This is a genomic window from Sinomonas terrae (assembly GCF_022539255.1).
Classification (GTDB): Bacteria; Actinomycetota; Actinomycetes; order Actinomycetales; family Micrococcaceae; genus Sinomonas; species Sinomonas terrae.
This window is the reverse complement of the sequence record NZ_JAKZBV010000001.1, coordinates 2,845,034-2,862,078: the sequence shown is the minus strand read 5'-3', so window position 1 is coordinate 2,862,078 and position 17,045 is coordinate 2,845,034. Positions and strand designations below refer to the sequence as shown.

The window sequence follows — 17,045 nt, the reverse complement described above, 5'->3', positions numbered from 1 at the left end:
CGGGGCCCCTTCCCAGCTCATCTAAGGAGTTTCCATGGCCGATCCGGCCCGCGCTGCGCGGCTTGCGCAGCGGATCAAGGTGGTCGTGGCCGAGGCGCTGCGCAAGGCCGTCAAGGACGAGCGCGCCGAGGCGATCACCATTACCGACGCCCGTGTCACGAACGATCTCCAGCATGCGACCGTCTACTACACGGTCCTCGGCGACTCGGTCGCCCAGGAAGGCGCGCGGGACGTGCTGGACGCCAAAAAGGGCGTCCTGCGCCGCGAAGTAGGCCGGAACCTGACCATTCGGCTCACACCGACGCTCGAATTCGTCGCCGACGAGGTGCCTGTGAACGCCTCGCACGTGGAGGACCTCCTCCGTCAGGCGCATGCCCACGACGAAGAGGTGGCCCGGCTCGCCGAGCAGGCCAGACCCGCGGGGGACGCGGACCCCTACCGCAAGCCGGAGGTCCGCGGCGAGGACGCCGACGACATCGAGCACGAATCCGAGTTCGACGACGTCGACGTCGACGCTGAATAGGGGGCGTTGCAAGATACCCCCGCCCGTGGGCACACTCCAGCGTGGGCCGTGCGCGGTTAGCATGGGCGGCATGGCGCAGAATCCTGCGGTGGGCGACGCCGACCGGATGAGGTACCTCGAGCGGGCGATCGAACTAGCCGTGGCCAACGTCGTGGAAGGCGGCGGACCCTTCGGCGCCGTCGTCGTGATGCGCGACGGAACTGCCTTCGAGGGGACGAATCGGGTAGCCCGTGACCATGATCCGACGGCCCACGCGGAGGTGGTCGCCATCCGCCGGGCGGCCGCTGGGACGCAGGACTTCGACCTCCACGGCGCGGTTCTCTACACGAGCTGTGAACCATGTCCGCTGTGCCTCGCGGCAGCGCTCTGGGCGCGCATCTCGGCAGTCTTCTTCGCTGCGGACCGGTATGACGCCGCCGCGGCAGGTTTCGACGACGCCGTCTTCTATGAATACCTGGCGGGAACCGACCACTCGCTCATGCCTGTCGCCCGCGCCCCACTCGATCGACGCGTTGCCCCCTTCGAGGCGTGGAACGCCTTCGAGGGGCGGACCAGGTACTGACCTCTCCCTCCATATACTGGGAGGCGTGCTTTCTGGACTCGTGATCGTCGACAAACCGCAGGGATGGACGAGCCACGACGTCGTCGGCCGCGTGCGCCGCTTGGCCGGAACTCGGAAAGTGGGCCACGCTGGGACTCTCGACCCGATGGCGACTGGCGTCTTGGTCGTCGGGATCAACCGTGCGACTCGGCTGCTCTCCTACATCGTGGGGACCTCGAAGACCTACACCGCGACAATTCGCCTCGGCCAGAGCACGGTCACGGACGACGCGGAGGGGGAAGTGGTCTCCGAGACGATTGCTGCGGCGGTTACCGAGGAACAGATCCGCTCGGCCGCCGAAAAGCTCACCGGCGAGATTCTTCAGGTTCCGAGCAGCGTGAGCGCCATCAAGGTGGCCGGGCAGCGCTCGTACGCCCGCGTCCGGGCTGGCGAGAGCGTCGAACTCGAGGCCCGCCCGATCACCGTCTATTCGTTCGAGATCCACGACGTCCGTCGAGAACGCGGGGGCCGTGTCCTCGACGTCGATGCAACCGTCCGCTGCTCCTCCGGAACCTACGTCCGTGCCCTTGCACGGGATCTGGGGCTGGCACTCGAAGTCGGCGGCCACCTGACGGCTCTCCGGCGGACGGAGGTCGGCCCCTACGGCATCCACGAAGCGCGCACGCTCGAGGCGCTTGCCGAAGACTTCGAGGTGCTTCCACTCGCCCAGGCTGCGAGGGCGCTCCTGCCCGTCCGCGAGCTGAGCGACGACGAGGCGATCGAGCTCTCCTTCGGCCGTCGGATCGCTCCGACTGGGCGTACTGCGGTGACGGCGGCGTTCGCGCCCGACGGCAGCTTGGTCGCGCTCCTCAAGGACGCGGGTCCTGCCGCCCGGCCGGAGCTCGTCTTCGCCGCCCGCGGGGGAGAGCAGGCCGAGTGACTGACCCGTTCTTCTGGATCGGGACGGCGATCTGCGCCGTCTCGGCCGCCATCTGCATCATCGCGACCGCCACCAAGCGCTACCCCGGGGACGCGGCGATCATCTCGGTGGCCGCCGTCGAGCTCTTCCTCGTCGTCTTCGGTGTGGCCTCCGGCGTGCGGCAGGCTGCGGGCGAGGCCATCAGGGGCGAGCCATGGGAATTCTGGGGCTACCTCATCACCGCTTTCATCCTGCCCATCGCGGCGTTCTGGTGGGCGATCCTCGACAAGACGCGCTGGAGCAATCTCGTCCTGGCCGCCGTGCCGATTACCGTATTCGTCATGCTGTTCCGCATGGAACAGATCTGGAATGGAGCTTTCTGAGCCGTGTCTGAGACCACCGAGCACTCACCCAGTACCCGCAGCAAGGGCCTTGGCCGGATCATCGTGGCGATCTACGGCGTCTTCGCCCTTTCCGCGACCGCGCGTGCGGGCTTCCAGATTGCGACGAAGTTCTCCGAGGCCCCGCTCGCGTACGTCCTGAGCGCTCTGGCTGCCGTCGTCTACATCGTCGCCACCGTCGCGATGGCGAAGAAGGGCGTGACGAGCTGGTACGTCACCTGCGGCGCCGTGCTCGTTGAACTGCTGGGCGTGCTCGTCGTCGGGACCGTGAGCCTCCTCGCGCCCCAGGACTTCCAGCAGGACACGGTCTGGAGCGTGTACGGAAAGGGCTATGGCTTCGTCCCCCTCATCCTGCCGTTCGTCGGCCTCACCTGGCTTTGGACCAACCGGCCCCGGCGGGGGAGTGCGAGCCGGTAGTGTAAGGCTCGCGAGACATGGGCGACGAGGCGAGGACGGAGGCGAGGAACACGGTGCAGATCTGGCGCGGGCTGGACGAGGTCCCCGACGATTTCGGGCGGGCCGCCGTCACCATCGGCAACTTCGACGGCGTGCACCGGGGGCACCAGCAGGTCCTTGCCGCGCTCGTTCACACCGCCCGCGAGACGGGCAGCAAGCCCGTCGCGGTGACGTTCGACCCGCATCCCGCCCGGGTGCACCGCCCGGACACGGCGCCGGATCTTATCATGGGGATCGACGACAGGATCGCGGCCCTTGCCGGGTACGGTCTCGAGGCGGTGCTCGTGCTTCACTACACGCTCGAGTTCGCGGCGCAGACGCCCGAGGAGTTCGTGCGCAACGTCTTCGTCGACGGGCTTCGCACGAGCGCCGTCGTAGTCGGCCACGACGTGCGGTTCGGGCGGGGGAACGCGGGCGACCTGTCCACGATGCAGGACCTCGGGCGCCAGTACGGCTTCGACGTCGTGGTCGTCGAGGAGTTCCGCGAGAAGGATCCGGGACCCCTGACGGAGGACGAGGGAGCCCAGCGGCGCTGCTCGTCGACGTGGGTCCGCGAGGCCCTCGACCGCGGCGACGTCCACACTGCTGCCGGCATCCTGGGGCGTCCGCACACGATGCACGGCAAAGTGGTCCACGGAGCCGCACGGGGTCGGGCGCTCGGCTTCCCGACAGCGAATCTGGACCACGAGTCGATCGGGCACATCCCCGCCGATGGGATCTACGCCGGGTGGCTCGTGGATGAGGCCGGAACGCGGTGGCCGGCAGCGATCTCCGTCGGATCGAACCCGACATTTGTGGGCGTCACCCGTCAGGTGGAGGCCCATGTGATTGACCGCCCCGACGAGGCGCCCGAGGACTTCGACCTGTATGGGCAGCGGGTGGCCGTCGAATTCGTCGAACGGCTTCGCGGCATGGTCGCCTACCGCGGCCCGGAGGCGCTCGTCGAGCAGATGAAGGTCGACGTCGACCAGGCTCGCCGGATTCTCGCTACGCTTGCTGGGTGACAGATCTCACAACTAATACCCGAGCGCTCGAAGACAGCATCGTGCGCGACCTTTCGGGCCGCATGACGTACAGCGGCTACCTCGACCTCGACAGGCTCCTGAACGCACAGCATCCAGTGAGCGTCCCCGAGCATCACGACGAACTCCTCTTCATCATCCAGCACCAGACCACAGAGCTGTGGCTCAAGCTCGTCCTCCACGAACTGCGGAGTGCGTGCGGGTGGCTCCGCGAGGACAACCTCGGCGCTGCGCTCAAGGCGATTGCCCGCGTCAAGCACATCCAGAAGACCCTCACCGAGCAGTGGAGCGTCCTTGCGACCCTCACACCGCACGAGTACGCGCAGTTCCGCGGTTTCCTCGGCCACGCGTCCGGCTTCCAATCGGGCCAGTACCGGTGTATCGAATTCATCCTCGGCAACAAGAACGCCGGCATGCTCCCCGTGTTCGACGGCGAACCCGCCATGCGTGCACAGCTTGAGGAGCTCCTCGAAGCGCCGAGCCTGTATGACGAGTTCCTCCGCTACCTGTCCCGTCACGGCTACGCCGTTCCGGCCGAGGTCCTGGAACGGGACGTCCGCGTTGCCCACACCTTCTCCGCGGCGCTCGTGCCGCTGTTCAAGGAGATCTACGAGGACGCCGAGCAGCATTGGCCGGCGTACGAAACCTGCGAGGAGCTCGTCGACCTCGAGGACAACTTCCAGCTCTGGCGCTTCCGCCACCTCAGGACCGTACAGCGCACGATCGGCATGAAGACCGGCACGGGTGGCTCGAGCGGGGTCGGATTCCTGCGCAAGGCCCTCGATCTGACGTTCTTCCCTGAGCTCTTCGCGGTGCGGACGGAGATCGGGCGGTGAGCGGGCTCGCCCACGGTGCCCTTGCTCCCGGTGCCTCCGGACTCGCCACCCGCGCGGGCGAGCTCGACGACGAGGATCCACTCGCACGCTACGCCGCACAGTTCGTCGAGTCCGAGGGGCTCGTGGCCTACCTCGACGGCAACTCCCTCGGGCGGCCGCTCCGCAGCACGGCGGAGGAGGTGCGCCGCTTCATCGACGAGGAATGGGGCGGGCGTCTCATCCGCGGCTGGGACGAGCGCTGGCTCGCGGAGCCGTTCGTGCTCGGGGATCGGCTCGGCGCCGCGTGCCTTGGTGCCGCGCCCGGCCAGACGGTCATCGCGGACTCGACGACCGTCAATCTGTACAAGCTCATCAGGGCGGCGGTGGAGCTCGGGGGCGGCCCGGAGCGCGGGCGGACGGAGATCGTTGCCGATACGGACAACTTCCCCACGGACCGCTACCTCGTCGAGGGCATCGCCGCGGAGCGGGACCTCACGCTTCGGTGGATCCAAGCTGACCCGTCTTCCGGGGTGACCCCGGCGCAAGCCTCCGAGGCCATCACGGAGCGGACCGCCGTCGTCGTCCTCAGCCATGTCGCCTATCGCTCCGGCTACCTCGCGGACGGCTCGGCCATCACCGAGCTCGCGCATCGCGCGGGCGCCCTCATGGTGTGGGACCTGTGCCATTCGGTGGGGTCGGTTCCGGTCGCGCTCGACGAGTGGGGAGCTGATTTCGCGGCAGGCTGCACGTACAAGTACCTCAACGGGGGCCCCGGTTCTCCGGCGTTCGCGTACGTCGCGAAGCGGCACCTGGGAGACTTCCGCCAGCCCGTGCAAGGGTGGCTCGGACGGAGGGAAGCGTTCGAGATGGCATCGGGCTATGAGCCTGCCGAGGGCATCCGGCGGTTCGTGAGCGGGACGCCGCCGATCTTCGGGATGCTCCCGCTGCGTGGCATGCTCTCACTCGTCGAGGAGGTAGGCATCGCGGCGATCCGGGAGAAGTCGGTCAAGCTCACGGAGTTCGCGATCGCCGCCCACCGAGAACTCCTCGAGCCGCTCGGTGTCCGCCTCGCCTCGCCACGGGACGCGGAACGTCGTGGTGGCCACGTCACGCTCGAGCATCCCGAGTTCCGAGCGCTGACCCAACGCCTGTGGGGCAGCGGGGTCATCCCAGACTTCAGGGCGCCTCAGGGGCTGCGACTCGGACTCTCGCCGCTCAGCACGAGCTTCCGGGAAGTTCTTCGCGGCGTGGAGGCAGTGAGGGCAGAGCTCTCGCGCGCCGTTTGATAGAATCCTCTGTGGTCCTCGCTGCAGTCCGTGGCGGCCTGGGCCGCGCTGGCTCCCGTTCTTGCAGAATTTCTCTCTTGCAGAATTTCTTCCAGAACGAGGCCGGTGTTCCCCGGGGACGCAGCGTCCAGCGGGCCGCACGGCACGAAACGAGGAGTTCCAATGGCTTTGGATCCCGCCGTCAAGCAGGCGATCATCAAGGAATATGCCACCAAGGAAGGCGACACCGGGTCCCCCGAGGTCCAGATCGCCGTTCTGACGAAGCGCATCAAGGACTTGACTGAGCACATGAAGCAGCACAAGCACGACTTCCACACCCAGCGCGGCCTGCTCGCGCTCGTGGGCCGTCGCAAGCGGATGCTCGCCTACCTGCACGACACCGACATCGACCGCTACCGTTCGCTCATCGAGCGTCTCGGCCTGCGCCGGTAGTCTGTGAAGCGGCCCGTCTCTCCCCGAGGGAAGAGCTCTTCTCAAGGGAAGCGGCGGGCCGCAACACCATAACGCAAGCGTTTACGCACCGAGTACGAGAATCCACCGTGAGGCGCCGGCAATCTGCGGTCCTCGGTAGTGGCTTTTGAGGGCGGCCTCCGGGCGGCGCCAAGGGCCTCGATCGAAGACCGGGTTCCGCGCCTCCGCCAACAATGAAACGGAGGTGCTCTCCCATGGAGGGTCCCGAGATCCAGTTCGCCGAGGCCGTCATCGACAACGGCCGCTTCGGCCAGCGCGTCGTGCGCTTTGAGACGGGCCGGCTTGCCAAGCAGGCCGGCGGTTCGGCGATGGCCTACATCGACGACGAAACCGCTCTGCTCTCCACGACGACGGCCGGCAAGGCCCCGCGCGAGGGCTTCGACTTCTTCCCGCTGACGGTCGACGTCGAGGAGCGCATGTACGCTGCGGGCCGCATCCCCGGCTCGTTCTTCCGCCGCGAGGGCCGACCGTCGACGGACGCCATCCTCGCGTGCCGCCTCATGGACCGCCCGCTCCGCCCGGCATTCGTCAAGGGCCTGCGCAACGAGGTCCAGGTTGTCGTGACGGTCCTCGCGATCGACCCCGACGAGCTCTACGACGTCGTCGCGATCAACGCGGCCTCGATGTCGACGCAGCTCGCCGGCCTCCCGTTCTCCGGCCCGATCGGCGGCGTGCGCGTCGCGCTCGTGCACGACGGCGAGGGCGCGCAGTGGGTCGCATTCCCGAAGCACTCCCAGCTCGAGAACGCGACGTTCGACATGGTCGTGGCCGGGCGCATCGCGGGTGACGACGTCGCCATCATGATGGTCGAGGCCGAGGCCACCGACCACTCCTGGAACCTCATCAAGAACGAGGGCGCCACCGCTCCGACCGAAGAGATCGTTGCCGAGGGCCTCGAGGCTGCCAAGCCGTTCATCCGCGCCCTGTGCGAGGCCCAGCAGGACCTTGCCGAGCGTGCGGCGAAGCCGACGGCCGAGTTCCCCCTCTTCCTCGACTACGAGCAGGACGTCTACGAGGCCGTCGAGTCTGCGGCGGCCGGGCGCCTCGCCGAGGTGTTCAGCATCGCCGACAAGCAGGAGCGCGAGGCGGCCTCGGACGCGCTCAAGGACGAGGTCATCGACCAGCTCGCGGGCCAGTTCGAGGGCCGCGAGAAGGAGCTTTCGGCGGCGTTCCGCTCGGTCACCAAGAAGGTCGTGCGCCAGCGGATCCTGCGCGACCAGGTCCGCATCGACGGCCGTGGCCTCACTGACATCCGCCAGCTCACGGCTGAGGTCGAGGTCCTCCCGCGGGTCCACGGCTCGGCGATCTTCGAGCGCGGCGAGACGCAGATCCTCGGCGTGACGACGCTCAACATGCTCAAGATGGAGCAGCAGATCGACTCGCTCTCGCCCGAGACGCACAAGCGCTACATGCACAACTACAACTTCCCGCCGTATTCGACCGGTGAGACGGGCCGCGTGGGTTCGCCCAAGCGCCGCGAGATCGGCCACGGTGCCCTCGCCGAGCGTGCCCTCGTTCCTGTCCTCCCGTCGCGTGAGGAGTTCCCCTACGCGATCCGTCAGGTCTCCGAGGCGCTCGGCTCGAACGGCTCGACGTCGATGGGCTCTGTGTGCGCCTCGACGCTCTCGCTGCTCAACGCCGGCGTCCCGCTCAAGGCGCCTGTCGCTGGCATCGCGATGGGCCTCGTCTCGGATGAGGTCGACGGCCAGACCCGCTACGCGGCCCTCACCGACATCCTCGGTGCCGAGGACGCGTTCGGCGACATGGACTTCAAGGTCGCCGGCACCAGCGAGTTTGTGACCGCCATCCAGCTCGACACGAAGCTCGACGGCATCCCTGCGTCGGTCCTCGCAGCAGCCCTCAAGCAGGCCCGCGAGGCCCGCCTTCACATCCTTTCCGTGATCAACGCGGCGATCGAGGGCCCGGACGAGCTGTCCGAGTTCGCGCCGCGCATCATCGCGATCAAGATCCCTGTCGACAAGATCGGCGAGGTCATCGGCCCCAAGGGCAAGATGATCAACCAGATCCAGGAGGACACCGGGGCGGACATCTCGATCGAGGACGACGGCACCGTGCTCATCGGCGCCACCGACGGCTCGTCGGCGGAGGCGGCGCGTTCTGCGATCAACGCGATCGCGAACCCGCAGCTCCCCGAGGTGGGCGAGCGGTACCTCGGCACGGTGGTGAAGACGACGACGTTCGGCGCGTTCGTCTCGCTCACGCCGGGCAAGGACGGCCTCCTGCACATCTCCGAGCTGCGCAAGCTCGCCGGTGGCAAGCGAGTGGACAACGTCGAGGACGTCGTCTCCGTCGGCCAGAAGGTTCAGGTCGAGATCACGAAGATCGACGATCGGGGCAAGCTCTCGCTCGCCCCGGTGATCGCTGAGGACGAGGCCACCAACGAGGAGGCCGTGACCGTCCAGGCGAGTGCCGAGGCGGCCGACGCCTAGCCCATGGCCAGTGTTGCCTTGCCGCTGACCTCCGGGCAGCTGGTCGACGGTGCGCCGTCGACGACCACGATCTTCGGGCAGGATGGGGGAGCCGTCGTGCGGCGCTCCATCCTGCCCGGAGGCGTGCGCGTCCTCACTGAGGCGATGCCGGGCCAGCGCTCGGCATCGATCGGCTTCTGGGTCGGGGTCGGCTCCCGCGACGAAGCTGCGGGCCAGCATGGCTCCACTCACTTCCTTGAGCATCTGCTCTTCAAGGGAACCCATCGCCGGACCGCGCTCGAGATCGCCTCGGCGTTCGACGAGGTCGGTGGTGAGTCCAATGCGGCCACCGCCAAGGAGAGCACGTGCTACTACGCACGGGTCCTCGACACCGACCTCCCCATGGCGATCGATGTGATCGCCGACATGGTGACGTCCGCCGTCCTCGATGCCGATGAGCTCGAACAGGAGCGCGACGTCATCCTCGAGGAGATCGCGATGGACGGCGACGACCCGACGGACGTCGCCCACGAGCATTTCGTGGCCTCCGTACTCGGCGAGCACCCCTTGGGGCGGCCGATCGGCGGGACGCCTGAGGCGATCCGCGCCGTCGCCCGTGACTCCGTCTGGGAGCATTACCGCCGCTACTACCGTCCGTCCGAGCTTGTTGTGACGGCCGCGGGCGGCTTGGATCACGACGTCGTCTGCCGGCTCGTTCTCGAGGCACTCGAGTCCGCGGGCTGGCAGCTCGAAGAGGGCGCTGCACCGGTCCCGCGCCGTTCAACCGTGGCGGCGGAGATCATCGGCCGCCCGGGCCTCACCGTCGTCAAGCGTCAGGTCGAGCAGGCCAACGTCATCGTGGGCTGCCCCTCTATCACCGCGACCGACGGTCGCCGCTACGTCATGAGCGTCCTGAACGCGGTGCTCGGCGGCGGCATGTCATCGCGGCTGTTCCAGGAGATCCGCGAGAAGCGCGGGCTCGTCTACTCGACCTACTCCTTCGCCTCGGCCTACGCGGACGCGGGGTACTTCGGGCTGTACGGGGGCTGCGCGCCCGCCAAGGTTCCGCAGGTGCTCGCGCTCATGGACGCCGAGCTCACGAAGCTGGCCGAGCACGGGGTCAACGAGGAGGAGCTTCGCAAGGCGGTCGGCCAGCTTTCGGGCGGGATCGTCCTTGCGCTCGAGGACACGGGCTCGCGAATGTCCCGTCTCGGCCGCGCAGAGCTCGTCTCGGGGGAGTTCCAGGACGTTGACGAGACGCTCACCCAGATCCGCTCTGTGACGGCCGACGACGTCCGCGAGCTCGCGAGGCAGCTCGCCTCCGCGCCGCGCACCGTCACCGTTGTCGGACCGTTCGACGAGACAGAGACGTTCGGGCTCTAGAGGTTCTGGCTTTAGGTCAGGATGTCCTTCGTGCTGAAGCGTCCGTAGGCGAGCGCACCGAAGAACGCGACGTACGCTGCCTGAAGGAGGGCGTTCGTCCCGAACGATCCCCACGAGATCGGTTGGCGCAGGAGGTCCGCGAGGTCGAGCCAGTGGTCGCTGAGGAGCCACGGGTGCAGCCAGTCGAGCTGGTCGAGCGCGTCGAGCACCTGGGAGACGACGGCGAGCACGACCGTCGCGGCCATCGCGCCGACGGGAACTGTCGTCATCGTCGAGGCGAAGAGCCCGATGGCCGCGAGGCCCAGCAGCGAGACCGTGGCAAAGGCCCCCATGAGCAGGAGCCGCCCGAAGGCCTCGCCGGGACCGATCGTGTCGCCTGAGAGCAGGGTCGCACGCCCGACCGGGAACAGGGCGAGGCCTGCGAGAACCCCTCCGAGGACGACGACGAATGCTGCGGCGACGCAGAACACCGCCGAGGCGAGGTACTTGATCACGAGCAGGCGGAGCCGCCCCGCGGGTGCCACGAGCAGGTAGCGCAGCGTCCCAAGGTTGGCTTCGCCCGCGATCGTATCGCCGGACACGACCCCGACCGTGAGCGGGAGGAACAGGGGCGTGCAGACTACGAGCCCGACGACGCCCACGAAGAGCCCGTTGTGGGTGATCTGGTCGAGGAAGGCAGGGCCGCGCCCCGTGGGCGGCCCCTTGGGCGAGAAGCGGACCGCCAGCCCGATGAGCACCGGGACGGCGGCGAGCGCCGCGAGCATGGCCCACGTGCGCCAGCGCCGGAACAGCACGGACACTTCGGACGCGAAGAGCCTGGCGCCGGGCGGGACCCTATTCGGCGACATCGAACCCCTCCCCGGTGAGCTCGACGAAGCGTTCCTCGAGGCTCGCGCCCGCGGCGCTGAAACCTCGCACCCGGGCTCCGGCCCTCACGAGGGCGGCGACGATGTCCTCAGCGGGCGGAGCGCCGTCGGCCTCGGCGACAAGCCGGTCCGGGGCCGCGATCTCTGGTGCCAGACCGAGCTTGCGCAAGACGTCCGCCGCCACCCCGGTGTCAGGCGTCTGGACCTCGACGCGGTGGTGCGCAGCTCCGCGGAGCTCGTCGAGAGGCCCCTGGGCAACGAGCTGCCCCGCCCGCAGGACGGCAGCGTGGGTGCAGATCTGCTCCACCTCGGCGAGAAGGTGGCTTGAGACGAAAACCGTCGTGCCGTCGTCGGCGAGCGAGCGGATGAGCGTCCTCACCTCCCGCGTGCCCTGAGGATCGAGCCCGTTGGTCGGCTCGTCGAGCACGAGCAGTTCGCGAGGCACAAGCAGCGCCGCGGCCAGGCCGAGACGCTGCTTCATGCCGAGCGAGTAGGCGTGGACCTTCTTGCGGGCGGCGTGGGCGAGCCCGACCCGCTCGAGCGCGCGAGCCACGCGCGCTGAGCGGGTGCCTGCGGGGGATTGGAGGTCTGCGGTGTCGAGGCGGCGGAGGTTCGCCTCACCGGAGAGGAATGGGTAGAAGGCCGGACCCTCGACGAGCGCACCCACTCGGGGGAGCACGCTGCCGAGCCGCTCGGGCATCTCCTCGCCGAGCACGACGGCGTGGCCCTCCGTCGGGGCGACAAGCCCGAGCAGCATGCGGATCGTCGTCGTCTTCCCGGAGCCGTTGGGCCCGAGGAAGCCGAAGACGGCTCCTTGGGGCACGGCCAGTTCAAGGCCGTCGACGGCGGTCTGGCGCCCGAAGCGCTTGGTGAGTCCGTTGGTGCGGACAGCGAGCGCTTCCGTCACTTGGCGGCGGCCATGAGGGTCGCTGCGGGGACGGCGCCGGCGATGACCCTTCCGTCGTTCGTGATGAGGATGTTCAGGAGGGATGACGAGAGCAGGCGTCCGTCTGCGACGGGGGAAGCCAGCTGCTTCACAAGCGCGGAGCCGGTGAAGCTTGCGGGGACCTTGTCGGCCGGGATGACGACGACGGAGTCCCAGCTCTTCGCGGGCTCAGCGCTCTTGTGCGGAGCCGTTGCTGTCGGCTTCGGCGTCGGCTCAGAAGCCGTCTTCCGCGCGGGAAGCTGTTCTTGCTTGACTGTGGCGCCGGCTGGAGGTGTGAACGAGAAGACCGAAGCGTCAGGGGCGTTCAGATCGAGCTTCTGGAAGGCGGTGTGGAACGCAGGGTCGGATTGGCCCTTCGCGTACACGTCCACGGAAAGCGGAAGGCCGGTCTGTGATTCGACGGCGATCTGCACCGACGCCACGAGGGTGTCCGAGGTCTTCGGGGTCAGGACGAGCGTGTAGGCGGTGTGGTCGGCGAGCGTCGTCGTCGGGCCGAGGGCGATGTTCGTGCTCGGGCCGGCTGCTGCGAGGAACCGTTGGGCCAGCTGGTCAGGGGTGACGGCAGGCATGCTGGGGGCCGGCATCCTGGGGGCCGTCGTGCCGGAGGGCAGGCTGAGGTGAGTTGCGGTGTTGGTCTTCGAATCGTAGGTCCAGGCGTCGCTCCCGTTCCGGACGGCGTCGCGCTCGGCGAGCTGGTCCATGACCTGGACTCGAAGCTTGGTCGGGCCGTCGGCGTAGACGCGCGCGGTGTGGGGCGTCGTGAGGAGTTCGAGGACTGTCGCGGCGGAACCGAGGCTTGAGCTGCTCGTCGCCGGTCCGAGCGCTTGGGACGGGATGGAAGGCAGCCCGAGGTCGGTCTTCTCTTCGATCGTCCCCGAGAATCGCTGGGCGGTGTGTCCCGCGACGAGGGCGAGCACCTGCTCGGGGGTCGAGGGCGACGGCGGAGTCACAGCCGAGGCCCCTCCTGCCAGCACAGCAACCGCCACCGCGGCTGGCACAGCGGCCGCGGGGAGCCATCGGGTCCAAATGCGCTTCATACCTCCACGCTACGCCGGGTGCCCGAGCGTGTCGTCCTCCCTGAGTCGTATCTCTGAGGTGCTCTCAGCCCTCTCAGGCCTCTGCAGGATCCTCAGGGCTGGTACGCGACGTACGCGAAGCGGTCGCCCGTGGGCGACCAGCTCGGGACGTTGATCGTGCCTTGGCCGCCCCAAAGCGGCAGTCGGCGGACTGGCTCGCTCCAGTCGTCTGCGACCACGCACAGCTCAACGTCGCGACCGCCGGGGTGGCCGGTCGTCCCGAGCGGGTAGCTCAGGTACACCGCCGCCGTGCCGTCGGGGGAGAGATGCGGGAACCAGTTGACCCGCTCGTCGAACGTGAGCTGCTCGGGCTCCCCGCCGTTCACTGGTATCCGTGCGATCTGTGCCTGACCCGGCGAGAACGCCTCAGTGTTGAAGTAGATCCATTCGTCGTCGGGGGAGAACTCGCAGCCATCGGCGGGTGCAGTGCCGAACGTGACTTGATGGTCGGGACCGCCCTGGGCCGGGATCGTGAAGATGTTCGCCTGCCCCCGGACGTCGCCGTCTCCCGGCTCGAGGCCCACGTACGCGAGGGTGCTGCCGTCGTGGCTCACGCCGTGGAGGAACTGCTGCCGCCCGGTCTCGTTGGTCACACGTTCAGCTCGGCCGCCCGCGAGCGGCGCCCTATAGATGTGCCCGTCATTCGCCGAGACGAACGCGTGCTCGCCGTCGATGTCGAGTACGTGGTCGTTGTTGAGTTCGGGGACGCCCGAGATCGGGATGCGGTCAAGATCGTGGCTTCCGAGGTCGAAGCGCCACAGGACTCCGTCGCCGTTGAGCACCAGCGCTCGGCTGTCCCGCGTCCAGTTGGGTGCCTCAAGGTGCATGTGGTGGGTTTCGAGGACGAGTTCGGGGTCGCCGCCGATCGACGTAGTGAAGACCTGGGAAATCACTCCCTCATCCTCCTGCTAGCCGCCCGCAAACGGCGGCAGGACGTCGACGAGGTCGCCCTCGGCGAGTCGCCGCTGCGGGTCCCTCGCCGCTGTCTCGTTGACGAGGTACGAGCACCGGCGGAGGACCTCTTCAAGCCCGGGCGCGTCGGGACGCGGCGAACGGGCGACGGCGCGCGCGGCCTCGAGCGCCCGGGCGAGGGTCGCGCCGTCGGGCACCTCGAGCGTCTCGCTTTCCACGCCTGCCGCGGCGGAGGCCGCGGCGTAGTACCGGAGCGTGATGACCATGGGTGTCTTCAGCCCCCGATCGCGCTCATGGAGCGGTCGGGCTGGACGAAGTCGGGCGCGCCGAGGCCCACGTGGCCCATCCCGTGGGCGCGTGGCTTGAGCCACATGGCGTCCTGCCAGCGGGAGGCGATCTCGTCGTCGCCCGCGCCGCCGCGCAGGAGGTCGCGGAGATCGACTTCCTCACGGGAGAAGAGGCAGCTCATGACCTTGCCCTCGGCCGTGATCCGGGTCCGCTTGCAGTCGGCGCAGAATGGTTCGGTCACGGAGGCGATGATGCCCACCGTCCCCAGCGGAGGATCGGCTGCGGCAGCCCCGCGGGCTCGCACCTCGAAGCGCTCGGCCGGGGCGCCGTCGCGCTCCCTCGGGTCGGGTGAGAGGTCGAACCGCTCGCCGAGACGCTCACGGATCTCGGAAGCGGTGATCATCCCGTCCCGGGTCCAGCCGTGGTCGGCGTCGAGCGGCATCTGCTCGATGAACCGCAGCTCATAGCCGCGCTCGAGGGACCACTCCAGGAGTTCGGCTCCGTCGCCGTCGTTGATCCCGCGCATGAGCACGGCGTTGATCTTGATGGGCCCGAGGCCCGCGGCGTCGGCAGCCTCGATGCCCGCGAGGACGCGGTCGAAGAACGGCCTGCGGGTGAGCTGGGCGAACGTCTCTGGGTGGAGGGTGTCCAGGGAGACGTTGATCCGGCTCAGGCCGGCCGCCTTGAGCGGCGCGGCCTTCGCGGTCAGTCCGACGGCGTTGGTCGTCAGCGCGATGGGCAGGTCGGGGTGGGCGGCCCGCAGCGCCGCGACGATCTCGACGACGTCGGCCCGCACGAGCGGCTCGCCCCCAGTGAGCCGGAGCTCGCGGACTCCGAGCCGGTCAACACCGATGCCGACGAGCCGCACGATCTCCTCCGCCGAGAGCACCGCCTGCTTCGAAAGCCACGCGAGGCCCTCTTCGGGCATGCAGTACGAGCAGCGCAGATTGCACTTGTCGGTCAAGGAAAGCCGAAGGTCGGTCGCAACGCGCCCGAAGCGATCCCGAAGCCCTTCGAATGCCGGGCGCTCTACTGTCATGAGTCCACGTTACGCCAGTGACTCCTACCACGCCCCGCTCGCGCTCAGGATGCGGAACTATTCTGGATCCATGGGAGCAACCCAGCTGCGCCCCCCGGTCCGCACGGCGCGGCATCCGTACTGGTGGTCCGCTGCAGCGGGAGTGCTCGCGGCCATCGCGGGCGTCCTCACTGGCGAGCTTCTCGCGGGTCTCGCGAGCCCATCGCTCAGCCCTGTCTCGGCCGTCGGGAGCGCCGTCGTCGACCTTGCGCCCCCCACCGCCAAGGAATGGGCGATCCAGACGTTCGGGACCGGCGACAAGACCTTCCTCGTCACCGTGATCGCGATCGTCCTGTTGGCTGTCGGGGCAGCGGCGGGCGTCTTCGAATTCCGGCGTCCAGGCACTGGTGTAGCCATCGCCACTCTCATCGGCATCGTCGGCATCGCCGCAGTGGCGACACGCTCGCTCTCGAATCCGCTCGCCATCACCTGCGCAGTCGCCGCGGCTGCAGTGGCCGCCGCCCTTGTGCGCTGGCTCGTGCGGACGCTCCGTGCAGACGGGATGTACGCGGACGACAGTTACCCGGGCGGTCCCGGAGGAGGCGAAGAGGGATCCGGCTTCGCCCGGCGCAAGTTCCTCCGGGTCATGGCGGGCAGCGCCGTCGTCGTCGCGCTCGGCGGCGTCGTGACCGCCGTCGTCCGCGGAACCGCTCTCGCCGCCAGCGCGGCGCGGGAAGCCCTCAGGCTGCCGGCTCCCGCCTCCCCTGCCCCGACAATTCCACAGACCGCATCGCTGGGGCTCTCCGGCATCGACCCGCTAGTGACGTCCAACGAGAGCTTCTACCGGATCGATACGGCGCTCGTCGTCCCGTCTGTAGACCCCAGCGGCTGGTCGCTGCAGGTCACCGGAATGGTCGAGGAGCCGCTCAGCCTCTCCTGGCAGGAGCTTCTGGCCAAGCCGCTGGTCGAGCGCTACGTGACCATCGCCTGCGTCTCGAACCCCGTCGGGGGAAACCTCATTGGCAATGCCCGCTGGCTCGGGTGGCCCATCCGAGAGCTTCTGGCACGAGCGCGGCCGAAGCCAGGGGCGGACATGGTCCTCTCGCGCAGCGTCGACGGCTTCACGGCGAGCACGCCGCTCGAAGTCCTCACGGATACGGGGACGGACGCGATGCTCGCCATCGCCATGAACGGCGAGCCGCTCCCGCCCGAGCACGGCTTCCCAGTCCGGATGATCGTGCCGGGCCTCTACGGCTTCGTGTCCGCGACCAAGTGGGTCAGCGAGCTCAAGGTGACCACGTTCGCCGCAGATCAGGCGTACTGGTCGACGCGCGGCTGGTCCGAGCGCGGCCCGATCAAGACGTCGTCGCGGATCGATGTGCCGAAGGACGCGGCTCAGGTCCCGACCGGCGATCTCATGGTCGGCGGTGTGGCATGGGCGCAGCACCGCGGCATTTCCAAAGTCGAGGTCATGGTGGACGAAGGCCCGTGGCAGCCAGCTACGCTCGGCACGGGGATCTCCCGGGACACGTGGTACCAATGGTCGGCAAAGGTGCAGCTCTCCGCAGGGAAGCACCAGATCAGCGTGCGTGCCACGGACGGCACCGGAGCTCTCCAAGCGGAGCAGACGGCGCCGCCGCCGCCCGACGGGGCGACCGGCTACCACACCGTCACGATCGAGGCAGGAGCTTGA

The 17,045-nt window shown here is 68.6% G+C and carries 18 protein-coding genes; 12 read left to right on the top strand and 6 right to left on the bottom strand.

Annotation, left to right across the window (positions count from 1 at the left end):
* Window positions 1–34 precede the first annotated feature (34 nt).
* From rbfA to L0M17_RS13195, 11 genes are all read left to right on the top strand, one after another.
* Entirely contained in the window at window positions 35–523 is a 489-nt protein-coding gene (gene rbfA / locus L0M17_RS13245) for a 30S ribosome-binding factor RbfA (RefSeq protein WP_241054459.1), read from the top strand.
* A 70-nt stretch (window positions 524–593) separates the two neighbouring features.
* Window positions 594–1,085 carry a nucleoside deaminase gene (locus tag L0M17_RS13240; protein ID WP_241054457.1) on the top strand — a complete coding sequence of 164 codons (492 nt, stop codon included), beginning with the start codon at window positions 594–596 and terminating at the stop codon, window positions 1,083–1,085.
* Window positions 1,086–1,110: 25 nt separating this feature from the next.
* Window positions 1,111–2,004: a tRNA pseudouridine(55) synthase TruB gene (gene truB / locus L0M17_RS13235; RefSeq protein WP_241054455.1), complete on the top strand. Its 894-nt coding sequence runs from the start codon at window positions 1,111–1,113 to the stop codon at window positions 2,002–2,004.
* Window positions 2,001–2,366 carry a hypothetical protein gene (locus L0M17_RS13230; protein ID WP_241054454.1) on the top strand — a complete coding sequence of 122 codons (366 nt, stop codon included), beginning with the start codon at window positions 2,001–2,003 and terminating at the stop codon, window positions 2,364–2,366. Before truB ends, L0M17_RS13230 begins: the two co-directional genes overlap by 4 nt.
* Window positions 2,367–2,369: 3 nt before the next feature.
* On the top strand, window positions 2,370–2,801 hold the full coding sequence (locus L0M17_RS13225) for a hypothetical protein (protein WP_241054453.1): 432 nt from the start codon (window positions 2,370–2,372) through the stop codon (window positions 2,799–2,801).
* 17 nt (window positions 2,802–2,818) lie between these two features.
* Complete coding sequence (locus L0M17_RS13220; protein ID WP_241054452.1) at window positions 2,819–3,844, top strand: bifunctional riboflavin kinase/FAD synthetase; 1,026 nt, start codon at window positions 2,819–2,821, stop codon at window positions 3,842–3,844.
* Window positions 3,845–3,906: 62 nt separating this feature from the next.
* Entirely contained in the window at window positions 3,907–4,698 is a 792-nt protein-coding gene (locus L0M17_RS13215) for a tryptophan 2,3-dioxygenase (RefSeq protein ID WP_241056444.1), read from the top strand.
* A complete protein-coding gene (locus L0M17_RS13210; RefSeq protein WP_241054451.1) occupies window positions 4,695–5,963 on the top strand; it encodes a kynureninase in 1,269 nt (422 codons plus the stop codon). Before L0M17_RS13215 ends, L0M17_RS13210 begins: the two co-directional genes overlap by 4 nt.
* Before the next feature lie 162 nt (window positions 5,964–6,125).
* Entirely contained in the window at window positions 6,126–6,395 is a 270-nt protein-coding gene (gene rpsO / locus L0M17_RS13205) for a 30S ribosomal protein S15 (RefSeq protein WP_043127127.1), read from the top strand.
* 233 nt (window positions 6,396–6,628) lie between these two features.
* On the top strand, window positions 6,629–8,884 hold the full coding sequence (locus L0M17_RS13200; RefSeq protein ID WP_241054450.1) for a polyribonucleotide nucleotidyltransferase: 2,256 nt from the start codon (window positions 6,629–6,631) through the stop codon (window positions 8,882–8,884).
* 3 nt (window positions 8,885–8,887) lie between these two features.
* Window positions 8,888–10,246 carry a M16 family metallopeptidase gene (locus L0M17_RS13195; RefSeq protein ID WP_241054449.1) on the top strand — a complete coding sequence of 453 codons (1,359 nt, stop codon included), beginning with the start codon at window positions 8,888–8,890 and terminating at the stop codon, window positions 10,244–10,246.
* An 11-nt stretch (window positions 10,247–10,257) separates the two neighbouring features.
* On the opposite strand, the gene L0M17_RS13190 is transcribed toward L0M17_RS13195, so the two are convergent.
* The 6 genes from L0M17_RS13190 to moaA all read right to left on the bottom strand — a co-directional run bounded on the left by L0M17_RS13190 (window position 10,258) and on the right by moaA (window position 15,373).
* A complete protein-coding gene (locus tag L0M17_RS13190; RefSeq protein ID WP_241054448.1) occupies window positions 10,258–11,094 on the bottom strand; it encodes an ABC transporter permease in 837 nt (278 codons plus the stop codon).
* Window positions 11,081–12,019: an ABC transporter ATP-binding protein gene (locus L0M17_RS13185; protein ID WP_241054446.1), complete on the bottom strand. Its 939-nt coding sequence runs from the start codon at window positions 12,017–12,019 to the stop codon at window positions 11,081–11,083. Before L0M17_RS13185 ends, L0M17_RS13190 begins: the two co-directional genes overlap by 14 nt.
* Window positions 12,016–13,095, bottom strand: a complete 1,080-nt coding sequence (locus L0M17_RS13180) for a LolA family protein (protein ID WP_241054444.1) — start codon at window positions 13,093–13,095, stop codon at window positions 12,016–12,018. Before L0M17_RS13180 ends, L0M17_RS13185 begins: the two co-directional genes overlap by 4 nt.
* 92 nt (window positions 13,096–13,187) lie before the next feature.
* Entirely contained in the window at window positions 13,188–14,027 is an 840-nt protein-coding gene (locus L0M17_RS13175; protein WP_241054441.1) for a TolB family protein, read from the bottom strand.
* A gap of 15 nt (window positions 14,028–14,042) precedes the next feature.
* The gene (locus L0M17_RS13170; protein WP_255731985.1) at window positions 14,043–14,312 is read right to left on the bottom strand and encodes a MoaD/ThiS family protein; all 270 of its coding nucleotides are present in this window, start codon (window positions 14,310–14,312) and stop codon (window positions 14,043–14,045) included.
* Between the two features lie 8 nt (window positions 14,313–14,320).
* A complete protein-coding gene (moaA, locus tag L0M17_RS13165; protein WP_241054439.1) occupies window positions 14,321–15,373 on the bottom strand; it encodes a GTP 3',8-cyclase MoaA in 1,053 nt (350 codons plus the stop codon).
* Window positions 15,374–15,443: 70 nt separating this feature from the next.
* Here moaA and L0M17_RS13160 point away from each other — a divergent pair, with 70 nt between their 5' ends.
* A complete protein-coding gene (locus tag L0M17_RS13160; RefSeq protein ID WP_241054437.1) occupies window positions 15,444–17,045 on the top strand; it encodes a molybdopterin-dependent oxidoreductase in 1,602 nt (533 codons plus the stop codon).

Excerpts from the sequence above, each read along its gene's own strand:
- rbfA (WP_241054459.1), top strand. The coding sequence starts at position 35 with ATGGCCGATCCGGCCCGCGCTGCGCGGCTTGCGCAGCGGATCAAGGTG.
- L0M17_RS13240 (WP_241054457.1), top strand. The coding sequence starts at position 594 with ATGGCGCAGAATCCTGCGGTGGGCGACGCCGACCGGATGAGGTACCTC.
- L0M17_RS13220 (WP_241054452.1), top strand. The coding sequence starts at position 2,819 with ATGGGCGACGAGGCGAGGACGGAGGCGAGGAACACGGTGCAGATCTGG.
- L0M17_RS13215 (WP_241056444.1), top strand. The coding sequence starts at position 3,907 with ATGACGTACAGCGGCTACCTCGACCTCGACAGGCTCCTGAACGCACAG.
- rpsO (WP_043127127.1), top strand. The coding sequence starts at position 6,126 with ATGGCTTTGGATCCCGCCGTCAAGCAGGCGATCATCAAGGAATATGCC.
- L0M17_RS13200 (WP_241054450.1), top strand. The coding sequence starts at position 6,629 with ATGGAGGGTCCCGAGATCCAGTTCGCCGAGGCCGTCATCGACAACGGC.
- L0M17_RS13195 (WP_241054449.1), top strand. The coding sequence starts at position 8,888 with ATGGCCAGTGTTGCCTTGCCGCTGACCTCCGGGCAGCTGGTCGACGGT.
- L0M17_RS13190 (WP_241054448.1), bottom strand. The coding sequence starts at position 11,094 with ATGTCGCCGAATAGGGTCCCGCCCGGCGCCAGGCTCTTCGCGTCCGAA.
- L0M17_RS13180 (WP_241054444.1), bottom strand. The coding sequence starts at position 13,095 with ATGAAGCGCATTTGGACCCGATGGCTCCCCGCGGCCGCTGTGCCAGCC.
- L0M17_RS13170 (WP_255731985.1), bottom strand. The coding sequence starts at position 14,312 with ATGGTCATCACGCTCCGGTACTACGCCGCGGCCTCCGCCGCGGCAGGC.
- moaA (WP_241054439.1), bottom strand. The coding sequence starts at position 15,373 with ATGACAGTAGAGCGCCCGGCATTCGAAGGGCTTCGGGATCGCTTCGGG.
- L0M17_RS13160 (WP_241054437.1), top strand. The coding sequence starts at position 15,444 with ATGGGAGCAACCCAGCTGCGCCCCCCGGTCCGCACGGCGCGGCATCCG.